22 protein-coding genes are annotated in these 23,944 nt (G+C 57.7%); 8 read left to right on the forward strand and 14 right to left on the reverse strand.

Annotated features, from left to right (window positions below; translation table 11 throughout):
• Nucleotides 1–14: 14 nt before the first annotated feature.
• Nucleotides 15–797 carry an SDR family oxidoreductase gene (locus tag ACXKZG_RS15505; RefSeq protein ID WP_206402631.1) on the reverse strand — a complete coding sequence of 261 codons (783 nt, stop codon included), beginning with the start codon at nt 795–797 and terminating at the stop codon, nt 15–17.
• Between the two features lie 154 nt (nt 798–951).
• On the opposite strand from ACXKZG_RS15505, the gene ACXKZG_RS15510 reads away from it, so the two are divergent.
• A complete protein-coding gene (locus ACXKZG_RS15510) occupies nt 952–2,766 on the forward strand; it encodes a glycoside hydrolase family 15 protein (protein ID WP_134823754.1) in 1,815 nt (604 codons plus the stop codon).
• A gap of 184 nt (nt 2,767–2,950) precedes the next feature.
• On the forward strand, nt 2,951–4,261 hold the full coding sequence (locus ACXKZG_RS15515; protein ID WP_346594998.1) for a L,D-transpeptidase family protein: 1,311 nt from the start codon (nt 2,951–2,953) through the stop codon (nt 4,259–4,261).
• A 48-nt stretch (nt 4,262–4,309) separates the two neighbouring features.
• On the opposite strand, the gene ACXKZG_RS15520 is transcribed toward ACXKZG_RS15515, so the two are convergent.
• Together ACXKZG_RS15520 and ACXKZG_RS15525 are read right to left on the reverse strand one after the other, a co-directional pair.
• Nucleotides 4,310–5,317, reverse strand: coding sequence for a DUF481 domain-containing protein (locus ACXKZG_RS15520; RefSeq protein WP_013201392.1), 1,008 nt, complete (start codon nt 5,315–5,317; stop codon nt 4,310–4,312).
• 109 nt (nt 5,318–5,426) lie between these two features.
• Nucleotides 5,427–6,452, reverse strand: coding sequence for a CorA family divalent cation transporter (locus tag ACXKZG_RS15525; RefSeq protein ID WP_041692244.1), 1,026 nt, complete (start codon nt 6,450–6,452; stop codon nt 5,427–5,429).
• 225 nt (nt 6,453–6,677) lie between these two features.
• Between ACXKZG_RS15525 and ACXKZG_RS15530 the strand changes: the two genes are divergently transcribed.
• Both ACXKZG_RS15530 and ppk2 read left to right on the forward strand, forming a co-directional pair.
• Nucleotides 6,678–8,288: an inorganic phosphate transporter gene (locus ACXKZG_RS15530; RefSeq protein WP_488875118.1), complete on the forward strand. Its 1,611-nt coding sequence runs from the start codon at nt 6,678–6,680 to the stop codon at nt 8,286–8,288.
• A 13-nt stretch (nt 8,289–8,301) separates the two neighbouring features.
• Nucleotides 8,302–9,222, forward strand: a complete 921-nt coding sequence (gene ppk2 / locus ACXKZG_RS15535; RefSeq protein WP_013201389.1) for a polyphosphate kinase 2 — start codon at nt 8,302–8,304, stop codon at nt 9,220–9,222.
• Between the two features lie 80 nt (nt 9,223–9,302).
• Here ppk2 and ACXKZG_RS15540 read toward each other — a convergent pair whose 3' ends face one another.
• From ACXKZG_RS15540 to ACXKZG_RS15575, 8 genes are all read right to left on the reverse strand, one after another.
• Nucleotides 9,303–10,505: an MFS transporter gene (locus ACXKZG_RS15540; protein WP_488875119.1), complete on the reverse strand. Its 1,203-nt coding sequence runs from the start codon at nt 10,503–10,505 to the stop codon at nt 9,303–9,305.
• Between the two features lie 65 nt (nt 10,506–10,570).
• A complete protein-coding gene (dusC, locus tag ACXKZG_RS15545; protein ID WP_488875120.1) occupies nt 10,571–11,533 on the reverse strand; it encodes a tRNA dihydrouridine(16) synthase DusC in 963 nt (320 codons plus the stop codon).
• A 59-nt stretch (nt 11,534–11,592) separates the two neighbouring features.
• Nucleotides 11,593–13,035 carry an ATP-dependent RNA helicase RhlE gene (gene rhlE / locus ACXKZG_RS15550; RefSeq protein ID WP_013201386.1) on the reverse strand — a complete coding sequence of 481 codons (1,443 nt, stop codon included), beginning with the start codon at nt 13,033–13,035 and terminating at the stop codon, nt 11,593–11,595.
• A gap of 210 nt (nt 13,036–13,245) precedes the next feature.
• Entirely contained in the window at nt 13,246–14,025 is a 780-nt protein-coding gene (locus ACXKZG_RS15555; RefSeq protein ID WP_013201385.1) for an anti-sigma factor family protein, read from the reverse strand.
• Nucleotides 14,022–14,537 carry an RNA polymerase sigma factor gene (locus ACXKZG_RS15560; protein WP_053145995.1) on the reverse strand — a complete coding sequence of 172 codons (516 nt, stop codon included), beginning with the start codon at nt 14,535–14,537 and terminating at the stop codon, nt 14,022–14,024. Before ACXKZG_RS15560 ends, ACXKZG_RS15555 begins: the two co-directional genes overlap by 4 nt.
• A 24-nt stretch (nt 14,538–14,561) precedes the next feature.
• Nucleotides 14,562–15,089 (reverse strand): tetratricopeptide repeat protein, encoded by a 528-nt coding sequence (locus ACXKZG_RS15565; RefSeq protein ID WP_013201383.1) that lies wholly within the window; start codon nt 15,087–15,089, stop codon nt 14,562–14,564.
• 31 nt (nt 15,090–15,120) lie between these two features.
• Nucleotides 15,121–15,672, reverse strand: coding sequence for a cytochrome b (locus tag ACXKZG_RS15570; RefSeq protein WP_013201382.1), 552 nt, complete (start codon nt 15,670–15,672; stop codon nt 15,121–15,123).
• 121 nt (nt 15,673–15,793) lie between these two features.
• Nucleotides 15,794–16,183 (reverse strand): YbhQ family protein, encoded by a 390-nt coding sequence (locus tag ACXKZG_RS15575; protein WP_013201381.1) that lies wholly within the window; start codon nt 16,181–16,183, stop codon nt 15,794–15,796.
• 182 nt (nt 16,184–16,365) lie between these two features.
• Here ACXKZG_RS15575 and ACXKZG_RS15580 point away from each other — a divergent pair, with 182 nt between their 5' ends.
• From ACXKZG_RS15580 to ACXKZG_RS15590, 3 genes are read left to right on the forward strand one after another with little or no spacing between them, the layout of a single operon-like run.
• Entirely contained in the window at nt 16,366–17,127 is a 762-nt protein-coding gene (locus tag ACXKZG_RS15580; protein ID WP_053145997.1) for an endonuclease/exonuclease/phosphatase family protein, read from the forward strand.
• Entirely contained in the window at nt 17,124–18,368 is a 1,245-nt protein-coding gene (gene clsB, locus ACXKZG_RS15585; RefSeq protein ID WP_013201379.1) for a cardiolipin synthase ClsB, read from the forward strand. The genes ACXKZG_RS15580 and clsB overlap by 4 nt, the downstream gene beginning before the upstream one ends.
• Nucleotides 18,368–19,336 carry a lysylphosphatidylglycerol synthase domain-containing protein gene (locus ACXKZG_RS15590; RefSeq protein WP_105759448.1) on the forward strand — a complete coding sequence of 323 codons (969 nt, stop codon included), beginning with the start codon at nt 18,368–18,370 and terminating at the stop codon, nt 19,334–19,336. The genes clsB and ACXKZG_RS15590 overlap by 1 nt, the downstream gene beginning before the upstream one ends.
• A 34-nt stretch (nt 19,337–19,370) precedes the next feature.
• Here ACXKZG_RS15590 and ACXKZG_RS15595 read toward each other — a convergent pair whose 3' ends face one another.
• On the reverse strand, nt 19,371–20,081 hold the full coding sequence (locus ACXKZG_RS15595; RefSeq protein ID WP_488875121.1) for a Bax inhibitor-1/YccA family protein: 711 nt from the start codon (nt 20,079–20,081) through the stop codon (nt 19,371–19,373).
• Between the two features lie 273 nt (nt 20,082–20,354).
• On the opposite strand from ACXKZG_RS15595, the gene ACXKZG_RS15600 reads away from it, so the two are divergent.
• Nucleotides 20,355–22,301, forward strand: coding sequence for a methyl-accepting chemotaxis protein (locus tag ACXKZG_RS15600; protein WP_488875122.1), 1,947 nt, complete (start codon nt 20,355–20,357; stop codon nt 22,299–22,301).
• Nucleotides 22,302–22,309: 8 nt separating this feature from the next.
• On the opposite strand, the gene ACXKZG_RS15605 is transcribed toward ACXKZG_RS15600, so the two are convergent.
• A complete protein-coding gene (locus tag ACXKZG_RS15605) occupies nt 22,310–23,404 on the reverse strand; it encodes a DUF1615 domain-containing protein (protein WP_346595006.1) in 1,095 nt (364 codons plus the stop codon).
• A gap of 86 nt (nt 23,405–23,490) precedes the next feature.
• Complete coding sequence (gene moaE, locus ACXKZG_RS15610; protein WP_488875123.1) at nt 23,491–23,943, reverse strand: molybdopterin synthase catalytic subunit MoaE; 453 nt, start codon at nt 23,941–23,943, stop codon at nt 23,491–23,493.
• Between the last annotated feature and the right edge of the window lies 1 nt (nt 23,944).

Below are 23,944 nucleotides of genomic sequence, written 5' to 3' on the forward strand. Positions count from 1 at the left end.
CGGTTGCCCGGCATTCAGTCTGATTTCTGCATAAAGAATTGCGGGTTCGCCAGCGTGAACCCGCCATCAATCACAAAGGATTGCCCGGTGGTGTAGCTTGACCATTGCGAGCAAAGCCAGGCGACCATACTGGCAATTTCGCGAGTGTCACCCGGACGGCCTGCCGGGATTTCCGGAATGGATACGGTGCGGGCATCGTCATTGGTCATTTGATTCATGGCGGTGGCAATCGCGCCGGGTGCTACAGCGTTAACCAGAATATTGTGTTTGATCAGGCTGAGCGCCATCGATTTGGTTAACCCGCCCAGCGCGTGCTTGGCAGCGGTGTAGGAAATGGATCCGGGCAACGGCGTGTGTTCATGCACCGAGGTGATGTTGATAATCCGCCCGCCTTCGCCCTGGGTGACCATATGCCGTGCGGCAATCTGCCCGCAGACAAACGCGCCATCGACGTCGACGGAAAAGACTTTCCGCCACTCTTCAAAGCTGGTGTCGAGAAAGTCAGATTTGAAATTGGCACCGGCATTGTTCACCAGCACGTCAATCCTGCCCAGTCGGGCAATCAGCGCCTGTAAAGATTTGCCCCCTTCCTCGGGATCGCCCAAATCCAGCCGTTCAATTTCGGCTTTTTTGCCGCGCTCGCGCACCTGCTTTGCGGTTTCCTGCGCGCCTTTCTCATCGGAACGCCAGGTAATGCCAATATCGAAGCCTTGTTCCGCCAGCATGATGGCGCTGGCCTGGCCAATACCGGAACTTGATGCGGTGACAATAGCGACCTTATTTTGCGGTGTACTCATGGTTCTCTCCTGTAACGGGTTGAAGCCTCAGGCAAGTATAGAAGACGAAATGTCAGCCCGGTTTACATCTGGTTGCGGATGCGCGCCGCCACGGCCCGGGTTCCATGACTATAGTTAACCCTTCTGAAGGACGTTCTTAACGCCGGGGAGCAACATGAGTGACATTAAACGGAAAATTGAAGACCACGGCGTGATCGGTGATCTACGCACCTGCGCATTAATCGCCAACGACGGCACGCTGGATTATTTTTGCTGGCCGGATCTGGACAGCCCGTCGGTCTTTACCGCCCTGCTGGATGGCGATGAAGCCGGCGTTTTCAGCATCGAACCTGACTGGCAGGATGTGCGCCGCCAGCAGCTTTACCTGCCGGATACCAACATTCTGCAAACCCGCTGGCTGGCCAAACAGGGCGTGGCGGAAATCACCGACTACATGCCGATTTGTCATCAGGATGAGGATCAGCCGCGCATTGTCCGCCGGATAAAAATGGTCCACGGGCACGCCACCCTTTCCCTGCGCTGCTCGCCGGTCCATGACTATGCCCGCGCTGACACCCGCGCCAGCCTGAAAGACGGCAGCGTGGAGTTCAGCGCTGAAGGCCAGCCCACGCTGCGCCTTTGCGGCAACGTCACCTTTAGCCTGAATGGCGCGGCGGCGGAGTCCAGCTTTACCCTGAAAGCCGGGGAATCGCGCGAATTTATTCTCGGCAGCGCCGACGACCGGCATCTCGATGAAGAGAGCAGCGAACAGTGCTTCCAGCAGACCCTGCACTACTGGCGTCACTGGAGTTCGAAAAGCACCTATAAAGGGCGCTGGCAGGAGATGGTCAACCGTTCGGCGCTGGCCCTGAAGCTGCTGACGTCCCGCAAGCATGGCTCGATCGCCGCGGCCGCCACCTTCGGTCTGCCGGAGGAGTTAGGCGGAGGACGTAACTGGGATTATCGCGCCTCCTGGCTGCGTGACGCGTCGTTCAGCATGTATGCGCTGATGCGGCTCGGTTATATCGATGAAGCCAAGCACTTCACCCATTGGGTTGGGCGCTGCGTGGAAAACAGCCATCACGATATTGAAAAACTGCAGGTGATGTATCGCCTCGACAGCGGCACGGAACTGCAGGAGAGCGAGTTGCTCAATCTGTCGGGGTATGCCAACTCCACGCCGGTCAGAATTGGTAACGATGCCTGGCGACAGACGCAGCTGGATATCTATGGCGAGCTGATGGACGCGATCTATTTAGCCAATAAATATGGCGAAGCGATTTCGCATCGTGGCTGGACCCATGTCAGCAAGATGATTGATTACGTCAGCGAAAACTGGGAGCAGGCTGACGCCGGGATCTGGGAGATGCGCGGCGAGCCGCAGCATTTCCTGCACTCGCGGCTGATGTGCTGGGTGGCGCTGGATCGGGCGGTGCGCCTCGGCGAGAAACGCTCGCTCTCCTTCCCCTACGACCGCTGGTGCCGGGCACGGGATGCGATCCGCGAGGATATCTGGACCAATTTCTGGAACGAAGAGCGCGGCCATTTTGTCGCCACGCGCCACGGTAACTTTGTTGATGCGTCGATGCTGCTGATGCCGCTGGTGCGCTTTGTCGGCGCCACCGATCCGGACTGGATTTCCACATTGGATACCATCAAAGAGAAGCTGGTGAGTGACGGGCTGGTACGGCGTTACAACCTGGAAGAGACTCCGGCCGACGGGCTGGAAGGCGATGAAGGCTCTTTTACCGCCTGTTCATTCTGGTACGTGGAGTGCCTGGCGCGGGCCGGTCGGGTGCAGGAAGCGCACTTTGAGTTTGAAAAGCTGTTGAGCTATGCCAATCCGCTGGGGCTGTATGCCGAAGAGTTTGACCATCAGGGACGCGCGCTGGGCAATACGCCGCAGGCCTTGAGTCACCTGGCCCTGATCAGTGCCGCCTTTTTCCTCAACCGAAAACTGAGTGGCGACGATCCGCTGTGGCAACCGTGACGGCAAATCGTGCGGTTTGCCTGGCGTCAGCCGTTTTCCCTGACCATTTTGCGTAAAGTTAGTTCAACTGTTACAAATCCTGGTTTCTTCCTAATGGGTTATGACCATATAATGTGCAGCCGGTTGAACCTGACCGGCCACAGGCTCATTTATCCACTGTTACAGGCGCTTCATTTTAAAGAATATGAAAAAAAGCATTCGCGCGTTAGCCACCTTAGTGCTGGCCTTTACGGCATACAGCCAGTCAGCCTCTGCGGTTGTTTATTCCCTGCCTGCGGCCAACAGCCGTGTGATCGGCGAGAACCTGCAGATCACCGTGCCTCAGGACAGTAAACTCCCGCTGGAAGCTTTTGCTGCACAGTACCAGATGGGCCTGAGCAATATCCTCGAAGCCAACCCAGGTGTTGATGTTTACCTGCCAAAAGCCGGTACCAAGCTGATCATTCCTCAGCAGCTGATCCTGCCAGACGCACCGCGCGAAGGCATCGTGATCAACAGCGCCGAAATGCGTCTGTACTACTACCCGAAAGGCACCAAAACCGTGGTTGTCCTGCCGGTCGGTGTGGGCGAGTTGGGCAAAGATACCCCAATCAACTGGACCACCACCGTTCAGCGTAAGAAAGACGGTCCAACCTGGACGCCAACCAAAAAAATGCATGAGGATTCTGTGGCTGCGGGCTCCCCTCTGCCAACCATCTTCCCTGCTGGCCCGGATAACCCGATGGGCCTGTACGCGCTGTATATCGGCCGCCTGTATGCCATCCACGGCACCAACGCCAACTTCGGTATTGGTCTGCGTGTGAGCCACGGCTGTGTGCGTCTGCGTGCTGACGACATTAAATGGCTGTTCGACAACGTGCCGGTCGGCACCCGCGTTCAGTTTATCGACCAGCCAATCAAAGCGACCGTTGAGCCAGACGGCTCTCGCCTGGTGGAAGTGCATAACCCACTTTCTCAGACCGAAGAGCAGTTCAACTCTCGTGAGCCGGTGCCGTTGTCTATCACTCCAGTAGTAAACAAAGTGATCAGCGATGCCAGCGTCGATACTGCGGCGATGGAAAACGCGCTGAAAGCCCGTACCGGTATGCCAACCAAAGTGAACGGTGCGGCGGATAACCAGCCTTCAGCGCCACTGGTGGTGCAGGAGCAGGAAGGTGCGTTGCCACATGAAGAGCCAATGACGCCAGTGACCCCACAGGGCGCGAACGTGATGGATCCGAATGCTGCGCCGGCCGATGCCCAGCCTGCAGCCCCAGCGGACACCACTGCACCGGCTGCTCCGGCTGCACCGGTCAATCCAGAGAACGGCGATCCGGCACAGCAGGCGCCGCAGAATGCGCAGCCAGCCGCGCCAGCAGCCCCTGCACAGCCAAACGACAGCACCTTTGTGGTGCCAAAGCAGCCTGGTCCGATTTACGAATCTAAACCGGCTTCCGTACCGGCTAAAGCCACCGCACCTGTTGCGGTTGCACCGGCAGCAAACACCCAGTCTTAAGCGACTGGGTGATAAAAAAACGGGCCTGATGGCCCGTTTTTTTTTGCTCTACCACTTCACGCCCAGCCCGGTGGTGAAATCCCGCTCGTTAAGGGTATCCCGGGTACCGCTGACCAGATTATGGCGGTAAGTGATATTCAGCGACGACCAGTTGTTAAGCTGGTAGCGTAAGCCCACTTCCGCATCCAGACTGACCACCCCATCGTCGTCCAGCGAGTGGCCAAGCTCACCGTCGGTGAACAGGGTCAGCTCTTTACCGCGCAGGAAGCGTTGATAATCCCAATGCACCGACGCGCCATAGTGACGGTCGGAACTGCCATCGCTGTAGGCATAGCCAAAGGCGCCGCCGAGAAGCGACAGTGAAAACGATCCCAGCTCATCATCCCAGAACTGATAGCCGGGCCCGGTGCCAATCAACGCCTGGCGGGAAAGATCTTCCACCCAGTCACGTTTATAGGTTGCCCGCCCCTGCCAGAAATACTGGTCGCGAAACATATAGTCCAGCGAGTATCGCAGACTGTAGTTATCGGTATTCAGGCTGTCGTCTTCTTTCTCGCGATCGTAAGTGCCGCCGAGGTCGTTGCGCCACTTGCCCACGTTGATCTTGTTGCTGAACGCCAGGTTGTAATCCTGGGTGTGCGTGGAGGCTTTTTTCAGGCTGACGCCGGCATCGACCTTCCCTTGCCAGTCCAGCTTATCGGACGGCTCTTTCGGCTTCATAAACTGTTCGAACTTGTCGACCGCCACCCGCTGCTGGTCATTGCCCCGACGCACGACGATATAGCCGGCATCGGCCGCTTCCAGCCGGGCCTGAATCTGTGGCGTATTTTTACCGGTGCTGACATCCAGCTTGTCGCTGGACAGCGTGCTGACCGCGCTCCAGTTGAGGGAAACCGTGCCGCCATAAGGCGTGTCGATCAGCAGCTTACCGTCGCTCAGTGAACGCACCTTGCCGCTCAGACGATCGCCGTTTTTCATCCAGACGGTATCGGCCTGCGCCAGGCCGGGCAGCAGCAGACAACCGGCCAGCAGGTGAATGGGCTTAGGGACAAACATAACCGGTAATTTTACCTTCAGCTGACGAGACGAAAGACCTCCCTCTTTATACACCAGTGGATCGCCGGCGCGGTAATCTGAGGGAAATTTTCCGATAAATCAGATGGGGTTAGAGTTTATCCCGCCGCCGCAGCGTCAGCCAGGCGGCGATACAGGTAAACAGCGTCACCAGTAACACCAGCAAAATAAAACCGTGCGGATTGTTGGCCAGCGGAACGCCGCCAACGTTCATGCCAAAAAAACCGGCGATAATGTTGATCGGCAACGCCAGCACGGTGATCACCGTCAGGGTAAACAGCGTGCGGTTGCTCTGCTCCATCTGCCGGGAAGCGATCTCTTCCTGCAGCAGGCGGATGCGCTCCGTCAGGCCAATCAGATCGTTCAGCACCACGGTGAACTCCTCGGTGAACTGGCGTAAATCCTGCACCACCTGGCGGTCCAGCCAGCCCGGCGGGCGGTTGATCAGCCGGAACAACGCTGCCGGTTCCGGTGCCAGTAAGCGCTGAAAACGTAACAGCATCCGCCGCAACCGACCCAGCTCGCTGCGGTTGCTTTTGATATGGTGGCTGAGCAGCCGCTCTTCGATCTGATCGACCACCTGATTGGCCTGACGCACGATCTGCTCCAGCACCGTTTCCTGCTCTACCAGTAAATGGGTCAGCAGCTCGGTCGAGGAGTGCAGCACCAGCTCATCAAGCTTGTCGTTCAGCCGTTCAATCAACCGCACCGGCTTAAAGCGGGCGCTGACCACCAGCCCGGCGCGGCACCAGATCCACAGCGTGGCGTTCTGTTCGCTGTTTTCCCGCGCATCGAAAATCACGTCGTTCAGCACCGCCATCAGCGCATCGTTCTGCCGCTCGATGCGGGTACTGTGCGAACCGTGTTGGATCTCATCGAAGAAGTCTTCATCCACCGCAAAATTGTTCTTCAGCCAGCGCGCAGAGGCGGCATGACTGAGGTTGACGTGCAGCCAGATAAATCCTTCGCCCTGCTGCTGTTGCCAGGCCTGGCAGGCCTGCTGAGCCGTCAGCGGCCGCGGCTCCGCGCCGCTGTGGAAGCAATAGCCGTAAATCAATCCGGCGACATCATCGGTAAAGTCGGGTTTTTGAATGGTCAGTGGCTGGCGATGGGTCATAGTCAGGCGGGCCGTCAGTAAAGTGTCACCGAACGGTAACGCAACTCTATTACAGAGAGTTGACTGCCAGCGGCACAGCACCGTTAAATTTTCGATCCAGCCGCTTCTGGAGGCGACGATCAACTTCATCTCTTTGTCACAAAACCTGCGTACACCGACTGTGAGACGTCATTCTCACCACAGCGTCAGGTCAGTTTTCCTTAGCCAACCCGTTCACGAGGTTTTATGAGCCATAACAGTGCGATTCAGCAGGGCCAGGCCAGCGCCGGGCGCCCGCCTATTTATGGGAAAAATAGCCGCTTCTCGGTGATGTTGTTTATTCTGCTGGTGATCCTGGGGATTGCCTTCGCCGGCGTTAACCTGTTCAACGATGTCAGCGATGCCGGCGGCGTGGTCACCAGCTATGTTCCCTTCCTGCTGTTGGGAATGGCGCTGCTGATTGCCCTCGGCTTCGAGTTTGTTAACGGCTTTCATGACACCGCCAATGCGGTTGCGACCGTCATCTACACCCACTCAATGACGCCGAATATCGCGGTGATGTGGTCCGGCTTCTTCAACTTCCTTGGGGTGTTGATGTCCAGCGGCGTGGTCGCCTTCGGCATCATCTCGCTGCTGCCGGTCGAGCTGATCCTGCAGGCGGGAACCGGCACCGGCTTCGCCATGGTGTATGCCCTGCTGTTCTCGGCCATTATCTGGAACCTCGGCACCTGGTGGTTCGGCTTACCTGCCTCGTCGTCCCATACGCTGATTGGCTCGATTATCGGCGTGGGCGTGGCGAATGCCTTGATCCATGGCCGCACCGGCACCAGCGGCGTGGACTGGGGACAGGCGCTGAAAGTGGGATATGCCCTGCTGTTCTCGCCGATTATCGGCTTTGTGTTCTCCGCCGCGCTGCTGCTGATTATGAAACGGCTGGTCAAAAAGCCCGAACTGTACACCGCGCCCAAGAGCAACGAGAAGCCGCCGACCTGGATCCGCGGCTTGCTGATCCTCACCTGTACCGGCGTTTCCTTTGCCCACGGATCGAATGATGGTCAGAAAGGCATGGGCCTGATCATGCTGATCCTGGTCGGCACCATGCCCATCGCCTATGCGCTGAACCGCTCAATTCCGGCGGAACAAAGCCCGCGCGTTGCCGCGCTGGCGACCGTGACCCAGCAGCAGCTGCTGCAACTGTCGCCGGGCGTCACGTCGCCCGCCGCGCCGCATACCGTGCTGACCGACTATGTGCGGACCGGCACCATGAATGCCAACGTGATGCCGGCGCTGGCGGCGCTAACGGGCGCGATCGGTAATCAGATCCGCCAGTACGGTACGGTCGAAAAGATCCCTGCTCAGGCGGTGTCGAATACCCGAAACGATATGTATCTGGCCTCCGAAACCATCAAGCATATGAAAAGCGATGAGCAGCTAAAAATCCCGGCGCAGACCCAGCATGATCTTGATGCGCTGAAGGTCGAGCTGGATAACGCCACCCGCTTTATCCCGTGGTGGGTGAAGGTGGTGGTGGCCATCGCGCTGGGCCTCGGCACCATGGTCGGCTGGCGTCGTATCGTGGTCACCGTGGGCGAAAAAATCGGTAAAACGCACCTGAACTATGCGCAGGGTGCCAGCGCAGAACTGGTGGCGATGGCCACCATCGGCGCGGCGGACGTTTTCGGCCTGCCGGTTTCCACCACCCACGTGCTCTCTTCTGGCGTCGCCGGCACCATGGCCGCCAACCGCTCCGGCCTGCAAATGTCGACCCTGCGCAATCTGCTGATGGCGTGGGTGCTGACGCTGCCGGTCTCCATTTTGCTTTCGGCCACCCTTTACTGGCTGTTTACTCACTTCTAATCGGGAGAAAACTATGGCTATGCAAGGTAATGATTTTAGCAACGAGCATTTCCACCAGCGTCTGCTGCAGGAGTTCTATGACAGCTACGACGAAGAGCTGGAAATGGAACTCGATGATATCCGCTTCGGCGAGCAGCAGCAGGCCCCTGAACCGGGTGAAAAGGCCTGGCGTAAATACTACTTCCGCGAGCTGCTGCGTCTGCAGGGCGAGCTGGTGAAGTTGCAGGACTGGGTAACGCGCACCGGCCACCGGATGGTGATCATTTTTGAGGGGCGGGATGCCGCCGGCAAAGGCGGCGTGATCAAGCGCATTACCCAGCGCCTGAACCCAAGAACCTGCCGGGTGGCGGCCCTGCCTGCGCCCAACGATCGCGAGCGCACACAGTGGTATTTCCAGCGCTACATTGCCCATCTGCCTGCCGCGGGCGAAATCGTGCTGTTCGACCGCAGTTGGTATAACCGTGCCGGGGTGGAACGGGTGATGGGCTTTTGTAACGATGCCGAAGTGGAAGAGTTTTTCCGCAGCGTGCCTGAGTTTGAAAAGATGCTGACCCGCAGCGGCGTGCAGATTGTGAAGTACTGGTTCTCGATTACCGATGAAGAGCAGGAACTGCGCTTCTTAAGCCGCATTCACGATCCGCTTAAGCAGTGGAAGCTCAGCCCGATGGATCTGGAAAGCCGCCGCCTGTGGGAGGATTACACCGAAGCGAAAGAGATTATGCTGGCGCGCACCCATATCGACGAAGCGCCATGGTGGGTGGTTCAGGGCGTTGATAAGAAGAAGGCGCGACTGAATTGCATCAGCCATCTGCTGCGTCAGGTGCCTTACGAAGATACGGAAGAGAAGAAAATCGCCCTGCCGCCGCGTGAGCGTAACGAGGATTACCGCCGCTCGCCGGTGCCGGACAATATGATCGTGCCGGAAATCTACTAAACAAAACGGGCGGAGAGCCAGCCGACGTGCCAGGGTCTGGTCGTCGTTGTCTCTCCGCCCGTCTATTGATGCGGCCGGGATTATCGCCAGGTGGTCACCGTTTCTCGTTGGGCGATCAGCTGCAGCCGGAGCGTCAGCGCAAAGGCAAACAGCACCACCACCGCCGCACCAAGATAGATCGAATCCACGCCCCAGCGCCCAATCAGCAAACCGGCAATCGGCCCGGTGATCCCCAGACCAAAATCGAGGAAGGCAGAATACAGCCCCAGTGCCGAGCCCTGATTTTGCGGTGCCACCTGACGGATGGCTTCCACGCCCAGCGCCGGGAATATCAGCGAGAAACCGGAACCGGTCAGGAAGGCCCCGGCATCGACCATCAGCACCGAACCGCCCTTCCAGATCATCACCAGCCCGATACATTCAATCGCGAAGGAGACCAGCGAAACGCGAATGCCGCCAAAGCGGCCAATATAGCTGCTGAACACCAGCCGCATGGCGATAAAACCGAGGCTGAACAGCGTCAGTGAGAAAGCGGCACCGCGCCAGTCATGGCTGGCGAAGTAGAGGGTAATAAAGGTGGCGATGGTGCCGAAACCGACGGTGCCCAACCCCAGGCACAAGCCATACACCCAGATACGGGAAAAGACCTGATTGAACGGGATGCGCTGCCCAACGGCCACCACTACCGCCGGACGTCTGGTCGCCAGCCAGAAGCCGAAGATCGCCATCAGCATTATCAATACCGCAAAACCGGGAATGCCGAACATCGAATTGAGGATCACCCCCAGCGGCGCACCCACTGCCATCGCCAGATAGGTTGCCACGCCGTTCCACGAGATCACCCTGGCGCTCTGCACCGTGCCGACAATATTGATGCCCCAGAGTATCGAGCCGGTGGCGGTCAGGCTTTCGCCTAAACCGAGGAAGATACGGCCGATGGCCAGCAGAATCAGGCTGGTTAACGGTGTGGCTTCGTACATCACCGCCAGCAGCGTGAACAGCCCGCTGGTGCCGCACAGCAGCAGCCCCACCAGCACCACTTTTTTCGGTCCCAGCAGATCGGCATAGCGCCCCGACTGTGGACGGCTAATCAGCGTAGCGAAATATTGCAGGCTGATAATCAGGCCGGCCATAAACGAGCTGTAGCCGAGCTGGTTATGCACATAACCCGGCAACACCGCCAGCGGCAGACCGATCGACAGGTAACAGAAGAAGGTGAAAACCACCACAGAGATGATGCGTTTATTGAGCTGTGCATTGGATAATGCGGGGGTCGAAGACATACCGGCGCCAGGAATTAGTGTGTGATGTAGCTCACATCATACCCTTAGCACGCTAAGATATCCCCTTAAGAATTGTGATAAATGTGACTGACAGGTTGCCAGGCAGTAATGAACCGTTGGATCTCGTTCGAGGTTTTTAGCGCACGAATGTGACTGAACAAGTCGCTGGCTTCGTCATACTCTTTGCGCAGATAGCTCAGCCACTGTTTGATGCGGGCAACGTGATACAGCCCGGTGTCGCCTTCCTTCTCCAGCAGCACGTACTTTTTCAGCAGCATCACTACCTCGGGCCACGGCATACGCGGCTCGTTGTATTTGATCACCCGGCTCAGGTTCGGCACATTGAGCGCCCCACGGCCAATCATTACCGCATCACAGCCGGTCACCTGCATACAGTCCTGTGCGCTCTGCCAGTCCCAGATTTCGCCGTTGGCGATCACCGGAATGGTCAGCCGCTGACGGATCTCGCCAATCGCCTGCCAGTTAATGCGCTCGGGTTTGTAGCCGTCTTCCTTGGTGCGGCCGTGTACCGCCAGCTCCGTCGCGCCAGCCTGCTGCACCGCATCGGCAATTTCAAACTGCCGGTCACCGGATTCCCAGCCCAGCCTGACCTTCACCGTCACCGGCAGATGCGCCGGCACCGCGTCACGCATCGCTTTCGCTCCGCGATAAATCAGCTCGGGATCTTTCAGTAAGGTCGCCCCACCGCCGCTGCCGTTGACCGTTTTGGACGGGCAACCACAGTTGAGATCCACACCCCACGAACCCAGTTCCACCGCACGCGCGGCATTTTCCGCCAGCCATTGCGGGTATTGACCCAACAGCTGGATGCGCACAAGCGTGCCAGAAGAGGTGCGGCTGGCATGGTGAAGTTCAGGGCAAAGGCGTTGGAAGGATTTAACCGGCAATAGCTGGTCGACAACCCGGAGAAATTCGGTGATGCAGAGATCGTACTCGTTGACGTCGGTGAGCAGTTCGCGCACCAGAGAGTCCAGCACGCCCTCCATCGGGGCAAGTAAAACGCGCATGTCACAACCTGTTCGTAGCGTTGAGAAGGGGGATCTGGCGATCCCCCCGGAAGAAGTGCTTAGGCTGGGTTAGAGCGGCGCTGACGGGTTTTGTTGGTACGTGGTGCCCCGTTGCTGCTGCCTTCAGTGCGGGCAGAACCCGAACCTGCCGCCGCCGGACGACGCTGACCGTTACCCTGGCTACGTTCGCCGGTGGCAGACTGGCTGCGCTCGCCGCCGTTGCCGCCGCCGTTACCCCGACCGCCCTGACCGCTGCGATTTCCGCCGCCGCCTGGCGCACCGCGACCACGACCACCGCCGCCGCCACCTGCACCGCCACGCTGCTGCTGACGACCGTTAAGGATCGGCTCAGCTTTGATCGACGGATCCGGCTCGTAGCCTTCAATCGCCATACGTGGGATTTCACGCTTCAGCACGCGCTCGATATCACGCAGCAGTTTCAGCTCATCGACACAGACCAGAGACAACGCTTCACCGGTGGCTGCCGCACGGCCGGTACGGCCAATACGGTGCACGTAGTCTTCCGGTACGTTTGGCAGCTCAAAGTTCACCACGTGTGGCAACTCGGAGATATCGATGCCGCGAGCGGCGATATCGGTCGCCACCAGCACACGGATTTTGCCTTCTTTAAAGTCGCTCAGCGCGCGCGTACGGGCACCCTGGCTCTTGTTGCCGTGGATGGCCGCAGACGTAATGCCATCTTTGTTCAGCTGCTCAGCAAGGTGGTTAGCACCGTGCTTGGTACGTGTGAAGACCAGCACCTGCTGCCAGTTATCACGGCCAATCAGGAACGACAGCAGTTCACGCTTACGCTTCTTATCAACCATGTGAACGTGCTGAGTGATCTGCTCGGAAGCGGTGTTGCGGCGCGCCACAGACACTTCTTCTGGATTGTGCAGCAGCTTCTCGGCCAGGCCTTTGATCTCGTCAGAGAAGGTGGCGGAGAACAGCAGGTTCTGACGCTTGGCAGGCAGTTTGGCCAGCACGCGACGGATATCGTGAATGAAGCCCATATCCAGCATACGGTCGGCTTCATCCAGCACGAGGATCTCAACTTTAGAGAGGTCCAGTGCGTTCTGATGTTCCAGGTCCAGCAGACGGCCAGGTGTCGCCACCAGCACGTCAACGCCGCTGCGCAGTTTCATCATCTGCGGGTTGATGCTCACGCCGCCGAAGACCACCAGCGAACGCAGATCCAGGTACTTAGAGTAATCCTGGACGTTTTCCCCGATCTGAGCTGCAAGCTCACGGGTTGGGGTTAAGATCAGCGCACGAACCGGGCGACGACCTTTAGGATGCGGGTTGTGGCTGCTCAGCAGCTGTAAAACCGGCAGCGTAAAGCCCGCGGTTTTACCGGTACCGGTCTGGGCGCTGGCCATCAGGTCGCGACCTGCCAACACTACCGGGATTGCCTGACGCTGGATCGGCGTAGGCTCGTCGTAACCCTGTTCTGCAACAGCACGCAAAATATCGGCATTCAGGCCGAGAGAATCAAATGACATAAAATTGACTGACTCCGGATCCGCCCTGATCGCGGTAAGCGATGTAGTTTCCAGGGGGAGAATATGACGCCAGGCTTCGCCTGACGTTTGAAAGGGAGCACAAACCACGGTGCGTAAGCGCCGGATTATAACAGATGTTATGCCCACACAGAGAGAGTTTCTTTGTGTGGGTCAATTCTGACCATTTCCCCGGCCTTTATGCGGGCCGTTTCAGACCGCCGCCGACAGGCTGCTGGCGACCCTTCGCAGCTCTGACACGGGCTTGTGGCCTATCAGCATAAAGCTGTGCTGTTGCTGTTGCCAGTACACCACGTTCATGCCACGGCGTTGCTCTTCGGCAAATCCGCGATCCGTCGGGTGAACCGCACCGGTAATGCACAGCGCCAACGGCCCGCTGTTTGGGTCATCCCAGACAATCTGTGCGATGGCCTGATCATCGTAATTCAGCATTCTTGCGCCCTTAAACGCGCTGCCGGGAAGCGTTAACGCGCTGGCGGAGAGCGACAGGCCCAGGTGACCGCTGACGCTGGCTATCTGCTGCTGCATGGCGCTGTCAGAAGGTGAAACCCCTTCAAAGGTCTGATGGGTGTACAGCGCCATATATTGCGCCACGGTATCCCGCCAGCCATCATCATTATCAAACAACCGTCTGCCTTTCATGCCGCCGACCACGCCCAACGCCAGCGCAGATACCGTCGCGGCAATCAGGGTTCTGCGGCTGATGCCTGCAGATGGCGGCGTTTGCGGCTGCGCCAGTGCGGCGCTGAGCTTTTGCTGCAGGCGATCCTTCGGCGCTTCCTGCAGTAAAGGCGCAAAGGCAGCCGAAAAGTCCACGCTGGCGCGATCGAGCTCGGCCAGTCGCTCGGCCAGCTCCGGGTCATCACTGAGCATTTTTTCCACCTGCTGATGCTGTTGAACCGTGAGTTGCTTATCAAGCCAGGCCACCAGCACCTCGTCGGAAATGGGCGCGCCGTTCTGCCACTGGGTCATACTTCCCCCCTTTTGTTACGTCTGACGCCCACCACCACGCCTTTGGCCAGCGTCTGTCTGGCGTTTGCCAGTCGGCTCATGATGGTGCCAATCGGCACCGCCAGCGTGTCGGCGGCTTCCTGATAGGTAAAGCCCTCAACGTAGACCAGGAACACGGCATTGCGCTGGGCTTCCGGCAGGCGGTTGATCCGTTCACGCACCTGCTGCGCCCAGAGGTGATCGGCTTCGCCTTCGCTTAGCTGGAACGCCTGCTCATCCACGTCATCAATATTTTGCTGTTGCGTCAGATGGGTGGCCCGAACCTGATTGATCCACACCGAATGCAGAATGGTAAACAGCCAGCGGTCCAGGCGGGTGCCGGGAACATACTGGCTGCTTTTTTCCAGCGCGCGCAGGCAGGTCGCCTGCACCAGATCTTCGGCCACATCCCGTTTGCGGGACAGCACCAGCCCGTAACGCCATAAACGCGCCAGATAAAGCGGCAGTTCAGCGCGAATATCGTGGTGATTCACCGGTGCTCCTTGGGCTGCCGTGGATTAACTTTCCGGGTGGCCATCGATGGCGGCAGAGAGATCGCGGTACTCTTCGCAACCGGTGCCACAGATGCCTTTGATAATATTCAGCTGCTCACGCGCCATCGCCGGCTGCTGCTTGACCATATAAGCCTCACCGAGGTATTCCCGGACTTTGGCGTAATGCGGATCGAGGGCGATAGATTTCTGATAATAGCCAATCCCTTCGTCGGTGCGTCCCAGCTTGCGGGTGGCATAACCGCGATAATTCCAGGCTTTGGCGGTATTGGGTTCTTTCAGCTTATTCAGCGTTTGCAGCGCCTCATCATAGCGGCCGGCTTTCGCCAGCGCGTAGGCATAGGCGGTGCGATCATTATCATTGATCATACTGGTTTTATCGGCCACACAGCTTTTGGCTTTTTTATCGTAGATCTGCCCTTTCGGACAGGTTGGCGGCTTGTCATCATCATCGCCCATGGCGTGAACCATTCCGCTCACCAGCACGCCCGATAAGGCGGCCAGACATAACACACGACTGATTTTGCTCTTCATTTTTGTGACTCCGGTAGAGTACAGCAGAGGGTTACTTCAGTTTTGGGATCATGCGTTTTAACGTGCCGTCGCGCAGCGCGTAATGGTGCAATAGCGCCACCACGGCGTGGCCGCCGGCCAGCACAATAATCAGCCAGGCGTTGTAGTAATGAAGCGATCCCAACAGCTTACGCAATGAACTTTCGATATAAACCAGATCGGACAGATCGCCGAAGCCGAAGAAGGCGAACGGTTCGCCCTGCGCCCAGCGAAACAGGAAACCCAACACCACCTGGGCGATCAGCAATAAATAGAGCAGGCCGTGGACGGATTTCGCGCCGACATGCGCCGCGCGGGAAGGGCTGGCCGGCGGCAGACGGCGGCCTTTACTGATGCGCCAGACAATGCGCACCACCATCAACAGCGCCAGCAGCAGGCCAAAAGAGATATGCAGTGATTGCAGGTCATGGCGCAGCGGCGTGCCTTTTTCCAGTCGTGACCACACCTGATAGCTGGCAAACAGAAAAATGACGTCAAGCGCCGTCAGCCAGTGCAGGGCAATAGTAAGCCGGTCGTAATGAACAGGAGCGGAAGTCTGGTGCATGATGATGTTCCCCGTGAGTAATTACAGGGTTAACAGTTCAGGGCAGGATTTTATTCAGGTCGTTTTGTTCTAAGGAAGGCGTTTCTTATAAAGAACAGGCCACTTTCGTGGCCTGTTGTGCTTAGCGGTGACGCTGGCGAGCGCGAACAGGCTCTTTAGCCAGCAGAGAGACCACACAGGGTCCGGTCAGCATTAGCACACCAACACAACCCAGCAGCAGGTTGTTGTGGATCACGCGGGAGAGCATATAAAGCACCAACATCGCTGCGCCAAAATAGTAGGTGGTGGTGACGTCTTCTAAGAAGTCGCCCACCCGGCGCAGACGTGGCAGTCGCTGAGTCAACAACATGGCGGTAAACACGCTGGCATACATCGCCAGAAATACCGTGCTGACCTGCAGCAATGCCTGGTGCTTCCAACCCCACACCAACCCTGCAATCAGCAGAAGGTGGAGCGCGATATGTACACAGGTTTGTCCGGTGACAATCTGAATACGGTTAGACCATTTCATTTTCTTCTCCTGGCAGACCCAACAGAGGTCGCCCAGCCTTGTTAACACAGTAAGTGATAACGAATTTCCTCAGACTAACGTAGTTTTCGGATAATGCCGCAAAGAACGCCGTTTCAGGGCACTCTTTTGTGACAAAGACTACACTTTACCTTTCGTACATTGAAAAGGAGAGCGCGCACAGTATGGCACAAAATGCTCAAGGATTTTCATTAAAAGTCCTGACGATCAATACACACAAAGGTTTTGCCGCTTTTAATCGCCGCTTTATCCTGCCTGAACTGCGTGATGCAGTGCGTGCAACCGCGGCGGATATTGTCTTCTTACAAGAGGTAATGGGAGCGCCTGCCATCAACCAATTGAAGGTTGAGAACTGGCCAGACACACCTCATTACGAATTTTTGGCCGACACCATGTGGAACGACTATGCCTATGGCCGCAATGCGGTTTATCCCGAAGGACATCATGGTAACGCCATCCTGTCCCGCTACCCGATCCTGAAGTTTGAAAACCGCGATATTTCGGTGGAAGGCACCGAAAAACGCGGGCTGCTGCATTGCCAGGTTGCCATTCCCAGCCACGAGCAGCCGCTGCATGCCATCTGCGTGCACCTGGGTCTGAAGGATGCCCACCGCCATGCGCAGCTGAAACTGCTGTGCGATCTGGTCAACAGCCTGCCGGCCGATGCGCCGGTGGTGGTCGCGGGCGATTTCAACGACTGGCAGCAAAAAGCTAACGCGGTGCTGAAAAAAGGGGCGGCGCTGGAAGAGGTGTTCAGCCGCAAGTTTGGCCGTCCGGCACGCACCTTCCCTGCCCGCTTCCCGCTGCTGCGCCTTGACCGGATCTATGTCCGTAATGCCGGGATCAGCCACCCGCAGACCATCCCGCTGCGGCCCTGGTCCCATCTGTCCGATCATGCCCCGCTGGCTGTGGAGATCCACCTATGAAAATGGAATGGCGTGACGGTAACCGCCTGCGCCTGCTGGAAAATGGCGAACAGTATTTTCCGCGAGTCTTTGAAGCCATTCGGCGGGCGAAGGAAACCGTGCTGTTGGAAACCTTTATCCTGTTTGAGGACGAGGTGGGAAATGCGCTCCATGAGGTGCTGCTGGACGCGGCAAACCGCGGCGTCAAAGTGGAGATGATGGTGGATGGCTACGGCTCCAACGATCTCTCAACCGAATTTACCCAAAGCCTGACGGCGGCCGGCGTGCGTTTCCTTTATTACGATCCGCGCCCGTTGATCTTTGGTATGCGTACCAATATCTTCCGTCGTCTACACCGTAAAATTGTGGTCTGCGACGGGGAGATTGCCTTTGTCGGCGGCATCAACTTCTCCGCTGAGCACAATTCCAGCTATGGCGCAGAAGCCAAGCAGGATTATGCGGTGGAAGTGAAAGGCCCAATCGTCGATGACATCACGCTGTATGTGCAGCAGGCCATCAACAGCGAACAGGTGACTCGCCGCTGGTGGGGCGCCCGCTCCCATCGCCCGGCGAAAAATGTGACGCCTGGTGATGCGCAGATCCTCTTTGTCTGGCGAGACAATGATCAGCACCGCGACGATATTGAGCAGCACTATATCGACATGCTGCGTAGCGCAAAGCAGGAAGTGATCATCGCCAACGCCTACTTCTTCCCCGGCTATAAGCTGCTGCGGGAGATGCGCAGTGCCGCACAGCGCGGCGTGTCGGTGAAGCTGATTGTACAGGGCGAACCGGATATGCCGATTGTTAAGGTGGGCGCCGAGCTGCTCTATAACTACCTGGTGGGCGGCGGTGTGGAAGTGTATGAATATATTCGCCGTCCGCTGCATGCCAAAATTGCCGTACAGGATAACCACTGGTCAACGGTGGGTTCCAGCAATCTCGATCCGCTGAGCCTGTCGCTAAACCTTGAGGCTAACCTGATGATCCACGACCGCACCTTTAACGAAGTGATGCGTGGCAATCTCAACCGCCTGCTGACAGAAGATTGCCAGCGGGTGGAGGAGAGCCAGTTACCCAAACAGAACTGGCGCCAGCTGGCAAAAAGCATCGTGGTGTTCCATTTCCTGCGTCATTTCCCGGCCATTGCTGGCTGGCTACCTGCGCATACGCCGAAACTGGCGCAGATTGCGCCGCCGGTGCAGCCAGAGCTGGAAACCCAGGACCGTGTTGAATCCGACAATGAGCGAGTAAAACCCTGATGTCTGCTGCGCATTCCCGCTGGAAGTGGGTGAAGAAAATTCTCACCTGGCTGTTCTTTATCGCCGTTATCGTGCTGCTGGTTATTTACGCGCGCAAGGTCAACTGGCACGACGTGGTTGAGGTGATCAGCAACTATAACCGCTTTGCTATTTTGGCCTCTGTCGCGCTGGTGGTGGTCAGCTACCTCACCTATGGCGTGTACGATCTGATTGGCCAGGCCTATTGCGGTCACAAGTTGCAAAAGCGCCAGGTGATGCTGGTGTCGTTTATTTGTTATGCCTTTAACCTGACGCTCAGCACCTGGGTGGGCGGCGTGGCGATGCGCTACCGGCTCTATTCCCGGTTAGGTCTGGATGGCAGCACCATCACCCGTATTTTCTCGCTCAGTATTGCCACTAACTGGTTGGGTTACGTGCTGGTGGCCGGCGTGGTGTTCACCTCCGGCTGGGTGCCGATCCCGTCAGGCTGGTTTATTGGCGAAGGCACGCTGAGAACCATCGGTGCGGCGCTGCTGGTGTTTGTGGTGGTCTATCTGGCGCTGTGTGCCTTCTCTAAACGCCGCCGCTGGACCGTCAAGGGCCATAAGCTGGCGCTGCCCTCTTTCCGCATGGCGATGTTGCAGTTTGCGGTATCCAGCGCCAACTGGCTGGTGATGGGCGCGATTATCTGGCTGCTGCTGGCGCAGAAGGTGGACTATCCGCAGGTGCTGGGCGTGTTGCTGATCAGCAGTATTGCGGGCGTGATTATTCATATTCCGGCGGGGATTGGCGTGCTGGAAGCGGTGTTCCTGGCCTTGCTGGGCGGCGAGCATCTGTCGCACGGTTCGATCATTGCCGCGCTGCTGGCGTATCGCGTGATCTACTTTATTGCCCCGCTACTGCTGGCGCTGGTGCTCTATCTCTGGCTGGAGAGTCGGGCGAAGTCATTGCGGGCGATGAACGAGCGGGAGAGAGAGAAACAGGCGTAAAACAAAGGGGGCGACGGGAGTCGCCCCCTCTTTCTTAGCGGCGGTTACCGAAAATACGCAGCAGCATCAGGAACAGGTTAATAAAGTCCAGATACAGCGTTAATGCGCCCATAATGGAATAACGACGCAGGTTCTCTTTGTCTTCAACATTGATCCCCTCACCGATATTTTTCAGTTTCTGCGTGTCATACGCCGTCAGCCCGACAAACACCAGCACGCCGATATAGGTCACGGCCCACATCAGCGCGGTGCTTTTCAGCCAGATGTTCACCACGGACGCCAGCACGATCCCGATCAGCGCCATAAACAGCATGCTGCCCATGCCGCTCAGGTCGCGCTTGGTGGTGTAACCCCAGAAGCTCATCACACCAAACATGCCGCCCGCCACCAGGAAGGTCCCGGCGATGGAGGAGTAGGTGTAGACGAGGAAAATGCTCGCCATGGTTAAACCGGTCAGCGCGGAGTACAGCATAAACAGGCCGGTGGCGACCGCCCCGCTCAGCTTATGCACCATACCGGACAGCACGAACACCAGACCGAGCTGCACAATAATCAGGCCATAGAAGGTGATGCGGTTAGCGAAAACCATCTCCATCACCGCAGGCGTGTTGGCGGCAAACCATGAGACAAACGCGGTCAGCAACAGACCGCAGGTCATCCAGCCATACACCTGTGCCATATAGGTCTGCAGGCCGGTATTGACCTGCGAAACCATAGAACTGTCGGAACGTGGATATCGATCCATGATGCTCTCCTGATGCTTAAATTAACGATGTGAACACAGGGAAAGGGCGCAACGCGCCCCGCCCCGGTCGTGGTTAAGTCTGGCACACTCAGGGGAAGATAAGCCAGTCCTGCCCCGGGCTTTTTACGTAAGCGTTTATCCGGCATGGACGTTATCGGCGGAAACCGCTCTCGCCCGCATAAAGATTGTCCATATTTTGCCGATAGAGTGAACAGATGGAGAACAGCTAACAGGAAGTTAATACGCGTCATCTCTTACATCGGGGAAGCCAGAATGCAGACCACGCCGTCACCTAAGCGGAAAATGAGCACGCGCACGCTTATGCTCCTGACCGGAGCCCTGACCATCACGCTGGGCTTCACTATCACCATTGGTTTTCTCAGCTGGGAGTCCAGCCAGCAACAGCGCAAGCTGGCAGAGAATTATCTCGGCCAGATTGCCGAGAGCAAGGCGCTAAGCGTGCAGAAGGACCTGGATTATGCCCGTACGGTCGCACGCAATCTTGGCCAGAGTTTGATTGCCCTGCCCCCGGCCGGGATCACCGACCGTAAGATCGGCGAAGAGCTGATGAAGTACTCCCTGAAACAAAACCCTGACTATCTGTCGATGTCGGTAATTTTCGAAGAGAACGCCTTTGATGACCGCGATGCCGAGTTCGCACAGCAGCCTGACGCGGCGCCGAAGGGCCGTTTTGCGCGCTTTGTCGATCGCGACAGCAGCGGCAAATTCGCCCTGCATAACCTCGACTCAATCTTCAAGCCCGGCCAGGGCGACTACTATCTGATCCCACAGAAACTGCAGCAGGATATGTTGATTGAGCCTTACAGCTACGCCTATAACGGCGTGCCGACCCTGCTGACTTCGGTCGCGGCGGTGGTGATGGACGATAACAAGCTGAAAGCGGTGATCACCTCCGATATTTCGCTGGCATCGCTGCAGAAAACCGTCGGGGCCATCAAGCCGTGGGAAGGCGTGGGTTACGCTCTGCTGCTGTCCAACAAGGGACTGGTGGTCTCCAGCCCGGATAAAGCCATGTCCGGCAAGCCGTATAAAGGGGAAACCGACAAATTTACCCAGCAGGTCGTGGAGCATTTTGACGACTCGCTGGGCGAAAAGGTGCTGGAAACCTGGCGACCGGTCACCGTCGGCAACAGCCAGTTCCCGTGGTATCTGGGCATCGTCACTCCGGTCAGCGCGGTAATGGCTGAAGCCAACCGTCAGCTGATGAACGCGCTGATTATGATGATTCTCAGCATTGTCATCGTGTGCTCGGTGCTGGGTCTGCTGTTCAGCCGTAAGATTTCTAAACCGATCGGCGGCGAACCTTCACAGGCCGCAGCGATTGCGCTGGGCGTCTCCGAAGGCAATCTGACTGCCGACATCCCGGTGGGCGATCGTGACCGCCAGAGCATTTTCTTTGCCATGCAGACCATGCAGCAGCAGTTGAGAACCATGGTCGGCGAGATAATCTCCGCCAGTGATTCGGTCCGTCAGGGTGCCGAAGAGATTGCTTCCGGCAATCTGGATTTGGCCTCACGCACTGAACAACAGGCGGCAGCGCTGGAAGAGACGGCGGCCAGCATGGAGCAGTTAACCGCCACGGTGAAGCACAATGCCGATAACGCCCATCAGGCCACCTCGTTAACCGAAAACGCCACCGATATCGCGCAACGCGGCGAGTCGCTGGTGCAGCAGGTGGTGCAGATCATGCAGCAGATTGACGAGAGTTCCCGCAAGATTGGCGCGATCACCAGCATCATCAACGGCATTGCCTTCCAGACCAATATTCTGGCGCTGAACGCGGCGGTAGAAGCAGCGCGCGCAGGGGAACAGGGTCGCGGATTTGCGGTGGTGGCGGCAGAAGTTCGCAGCCTGGCGCAGCGCAGTGCCAACGCGGTTAAAGACATTTCCGCGCTGATTGGCGAATCCACCCTACGCGTTAATCAAGGGGTGTCGCTGGTGCAGGATGCAGGCAAGACCATGCAGGAGATGACCACCGCGGTGAACTCGGTAAAAACCATCATTGGCGAGATTGTGCATGCGTCCGACGAGCAGTCGCAGGGGATTGGTCAGGTGACGGTGGCGGTCAATCAGATGGATGGCGCCACTCAGCAGAACTCGGCGCTGGTTCAGCAGATGTCTGCTGCCGCCGCTTCGCTGGAGGACCAGGCGAAGCAGCTGGCGCAAACCGTGCAGATTTTCCGGCTGGATGCCGCTTAAGGCGTCGTTTACTTCCCGCGCGCCAGGCAACTCTGATAACGACCGTCGACGCGCTGGGCAAACCAGGCGGTGGTCAGATTACGGGTGATTTTTGGACTTTCCAGCTTAATGCCTGGCAGCATCTCACGCGGTTGAGGTCTGCCAGCATTTTTATCCGCCATCGCAAACACCTGCTTCCACAAATCGGTTTTAACAAAGTCTTCGCTGTCGCCCTTCTCCAGCGCGCTGCGGATGCTGCGGTTGCTCATATCCAGACGCGTGCTCAACGTCCTGACCGCCAGCTCCGTCGATCCCGCCGCATCTGAACCGTACTGAATTAAATCACCGTCCAGCGCCAGTTTAATGCCGCTTAACCGCGAAACGGCGGCCTGGAAGGCGGCGTTGCGGCTGGCATACCATCCGGCATTGAAGTCAGCAAAACGGTAGATCTGGCGGGTGTAATCCGCCGGATAGCCCAGCAGGTGCATGGTGCCAAACCACACGCCGCCACGCCGGCTGAACACTTCACGGCGGATCGAGCCATCAACCGGATACGGATAGCCTTTGGCATGGGCCTCGGCAAACTCAATGCTGACCTGCATCGGGCCGCCGGTATGGATTGGATTCAGATTGCCAAACAGCTTTTGCCCCATCGGCACCATATCGATAAAGTCATCGAAAATGGCGCTCAGCTCTTTTTCGCTGCGCACGTTGTCCAGGCGATCGGTGTAGCTTTTGCCATTCGGCGATTTGATCATCAGCGCGGTACGCACCACGAACGACGGGATATGCAGCTTGCCAGCGCGGCGATCGATTTCGCCCCAGGCAATTTTCGGCAGCCCAGGCACATTGGCATCGGCATTAAAGGTGGATTCCTGATCGGTGACCGCAATCACCGAACAGAGATTGCTGACCGACGGCTCAAGCCCCTGGCCATTAAAAGCGGCGAAGATATCGTTGCTCCAGCCCTGACGATCGCTCACCTTGGCCGGTAACAGGCGGGAAATTTGCGCCTTGACGTCCACCGGACGCTGCTCGGGGAGGGACTTTTTAGGCTGGCTGCTACACCCTGCCAGCACCATCAGTGCCAGCAGAGATAGGCGTTTGGAGAGGGAACCGATCATGACTTTCCTTGTTCTGTAATAACGACCGCCCCGAGGTTACACAGCGCAGCGGCAATAATCCATCGGAGGCGGCTGAATGCGGGCGTTTACTTCCAGCGCGCGGCGGACTGACGATCGCTGTCACGCGATTCAACCCAGCGATCGCCTTCCGGCGTGGCTTCACGCTTCCAGAACGGGGCTTTGGTTTTCAGGTAATCCATAATGAATTCGGCGGCGGCAAAGGCCCCGGCACGGTGCGCGCCGCTGACGCCGACCATCACAATCTCATCGCCGGGAAACAGTTCGCCAATGCGGTGGATCACCGTGACGCGCTGCATCGGCCAGCGTTCGCGCGCCTCAGCCACGATCCCGGCCAGCGCTTTTTCGGTCATTCCAGGATAGTGCTCCAGCGTCAGCGCCGACACGTTGTCACCCAGGTTGTTATTGCGCACTTTGCCGGTAAAGGTCACGACCGCGCCGTCTTCATCACAGGCCGCCAGCCAGCGATACTCTTCGCCCATATCAAAAGGCGCCTGCCCGACTCTGATCCGCGTTTCCATC

Source organism: Erwinia sp. 2186 (assembly GCF_057812255.1).

Coding starts and splice junctions, on each gene's coding strand:
- ACXKZG_RS15505 (WP_206402631.1), bottom strand. CDS start 797: ATGAGTACACCGCAAAATAAGGTCGCTATTGTCACCGCATCAAGTTCC.
- ACXKZG_RS15570 (WP_013201382.1), bottom strand. CDS start 15,672: ATGCACCAGACTTCCGCTCCTGTTCATTACGACCGGCTTACTATTGCC.
- ACXKZG_RS15565 (WP_013201383.1), bottom strand. CDS start 15,089: ATGAAGAGCAAAATCAGTCGTGTGTTATGTCTGGCCGCCTTATCGGGC.
- clsB (WP_013201379.1), top strand. CDS start 17,124: ATGAAAATGGAATGGCGTGACGGTAACCGCCTGCGCCTGCTGGAAAAT.
- dusC (WP_488875120.1), bottom strand. CDS start 11,533: ATGCGCGTTTTACTTGCCCCGATGGAGGGCGTGCTGGACTCTCTGGTG.
- ACXKZG_RS15525 (WP_041692244.1), bottom strand. CDS start 6,452: ATGACCCATCGCCAGCCACTGACCATTCAAAAACCCGACTTTACCGAT.
- ACXKZG_RS15605 (WP_346595006.1), bottom strand. CDS start 23,404: ATGATCGGTTCCCTCTCCAAACGCCTATCTCTGCTGGCACTGATGGTG.
- ACXKZG_RS15530 (WP_488875118.1), top strand. CDS start 6,678: ATGAGCCATAACAGTGCGATTCAGCAGGGCCAGGCCAGCGCCGGGCGC.
- ACXKZG_RS15555 (WP_013201385.1), bottom strand. CDS start 14,025: ATGACCCAGTGGCAGAACGGCGCGCCCATTTCCGACGAGGTGCTGGTG.
- moaE (WP_488875123.1), bottom strand. CDS start 23,943: ATGGAAACGCGGATCAGAGTCGGGCAGGCGCCTTTTGATATGGGCGAA.
- ACXKZG_RS15540 (WP_488875119.1), bottom strand. CDS start 10,505: ATGTCTTCGACCCCCGCATTATCCAATGCACAGCTCAATAAACGCATC.
- ACXKZG_RS15515 (WP_346594998.1), top strand. CDS start 2,951: ATGAAAAAAAGCATTCGCGCGTTAGCCACCTTAGTGCTGGCCTTTACG.
- ACXKZG_RS15600 (WP_488875122.1), top strand. CDS start 20,355: ATGCAGACCACGCCGTCACCTAAGCGGAAAATGAGCACGCGCACGCTT.
- ACXKZG_RS15590 (WP_105759448.1), top strand. CDS start 18,368: ATGTCTGCTGCGCATTCCCGCTGGAAGTGGGTGAAGAAAATTCTCACC.
- ACXKZG_RS15595 (WP_488875121.1), bottom strand. CDS start 20,081: ATGGATCGATATCCACGTTCCGACAGTTCTATGGTTTCGCAGGTCAAT.
- ACXKZG_RS15575 (WP_013201381.1), bottom strand. CDS start 16,183: ATGAAATGGTCTAACCGTATTCAGATTGTCACCGGACAAACCTGTGTA.
- ACXKZG_RS15520 (WP_013201392.1), bottom strand. CDS start 5,317: ATGTTTGTCCCTAAGCCCATTCACCTGCTGGCCGGTTGTCTGCTGCTG.
- ACXKZG_RS15510 (WP_134823754.1), top strand. CDS start 952: ATGAGTGACATTAAACGGAAAATTGAAGACCACGGCGTGATCGGTGAT.
- ppk2 (WP_013201389.1), top strand. CDS start 8,302: ATGGCTATGCAAGGTAATGATTTTAGCAACGAGCATTTCCACCAGCGT.
- rhlE (WP_013201386.1), bottom strand. CDS start 13,035: ATGTCATTTGATTCTCTCGGCCTGAATGCCGATATTTTGCGTGCTGTT.
- ACXKZG_RS15580 (WP_053145997.1), top strand. CDS start 16,366: ATGGCACAAAATGCTCAAGGATTTTCATTAAAAGTCCTGACGATCAAT.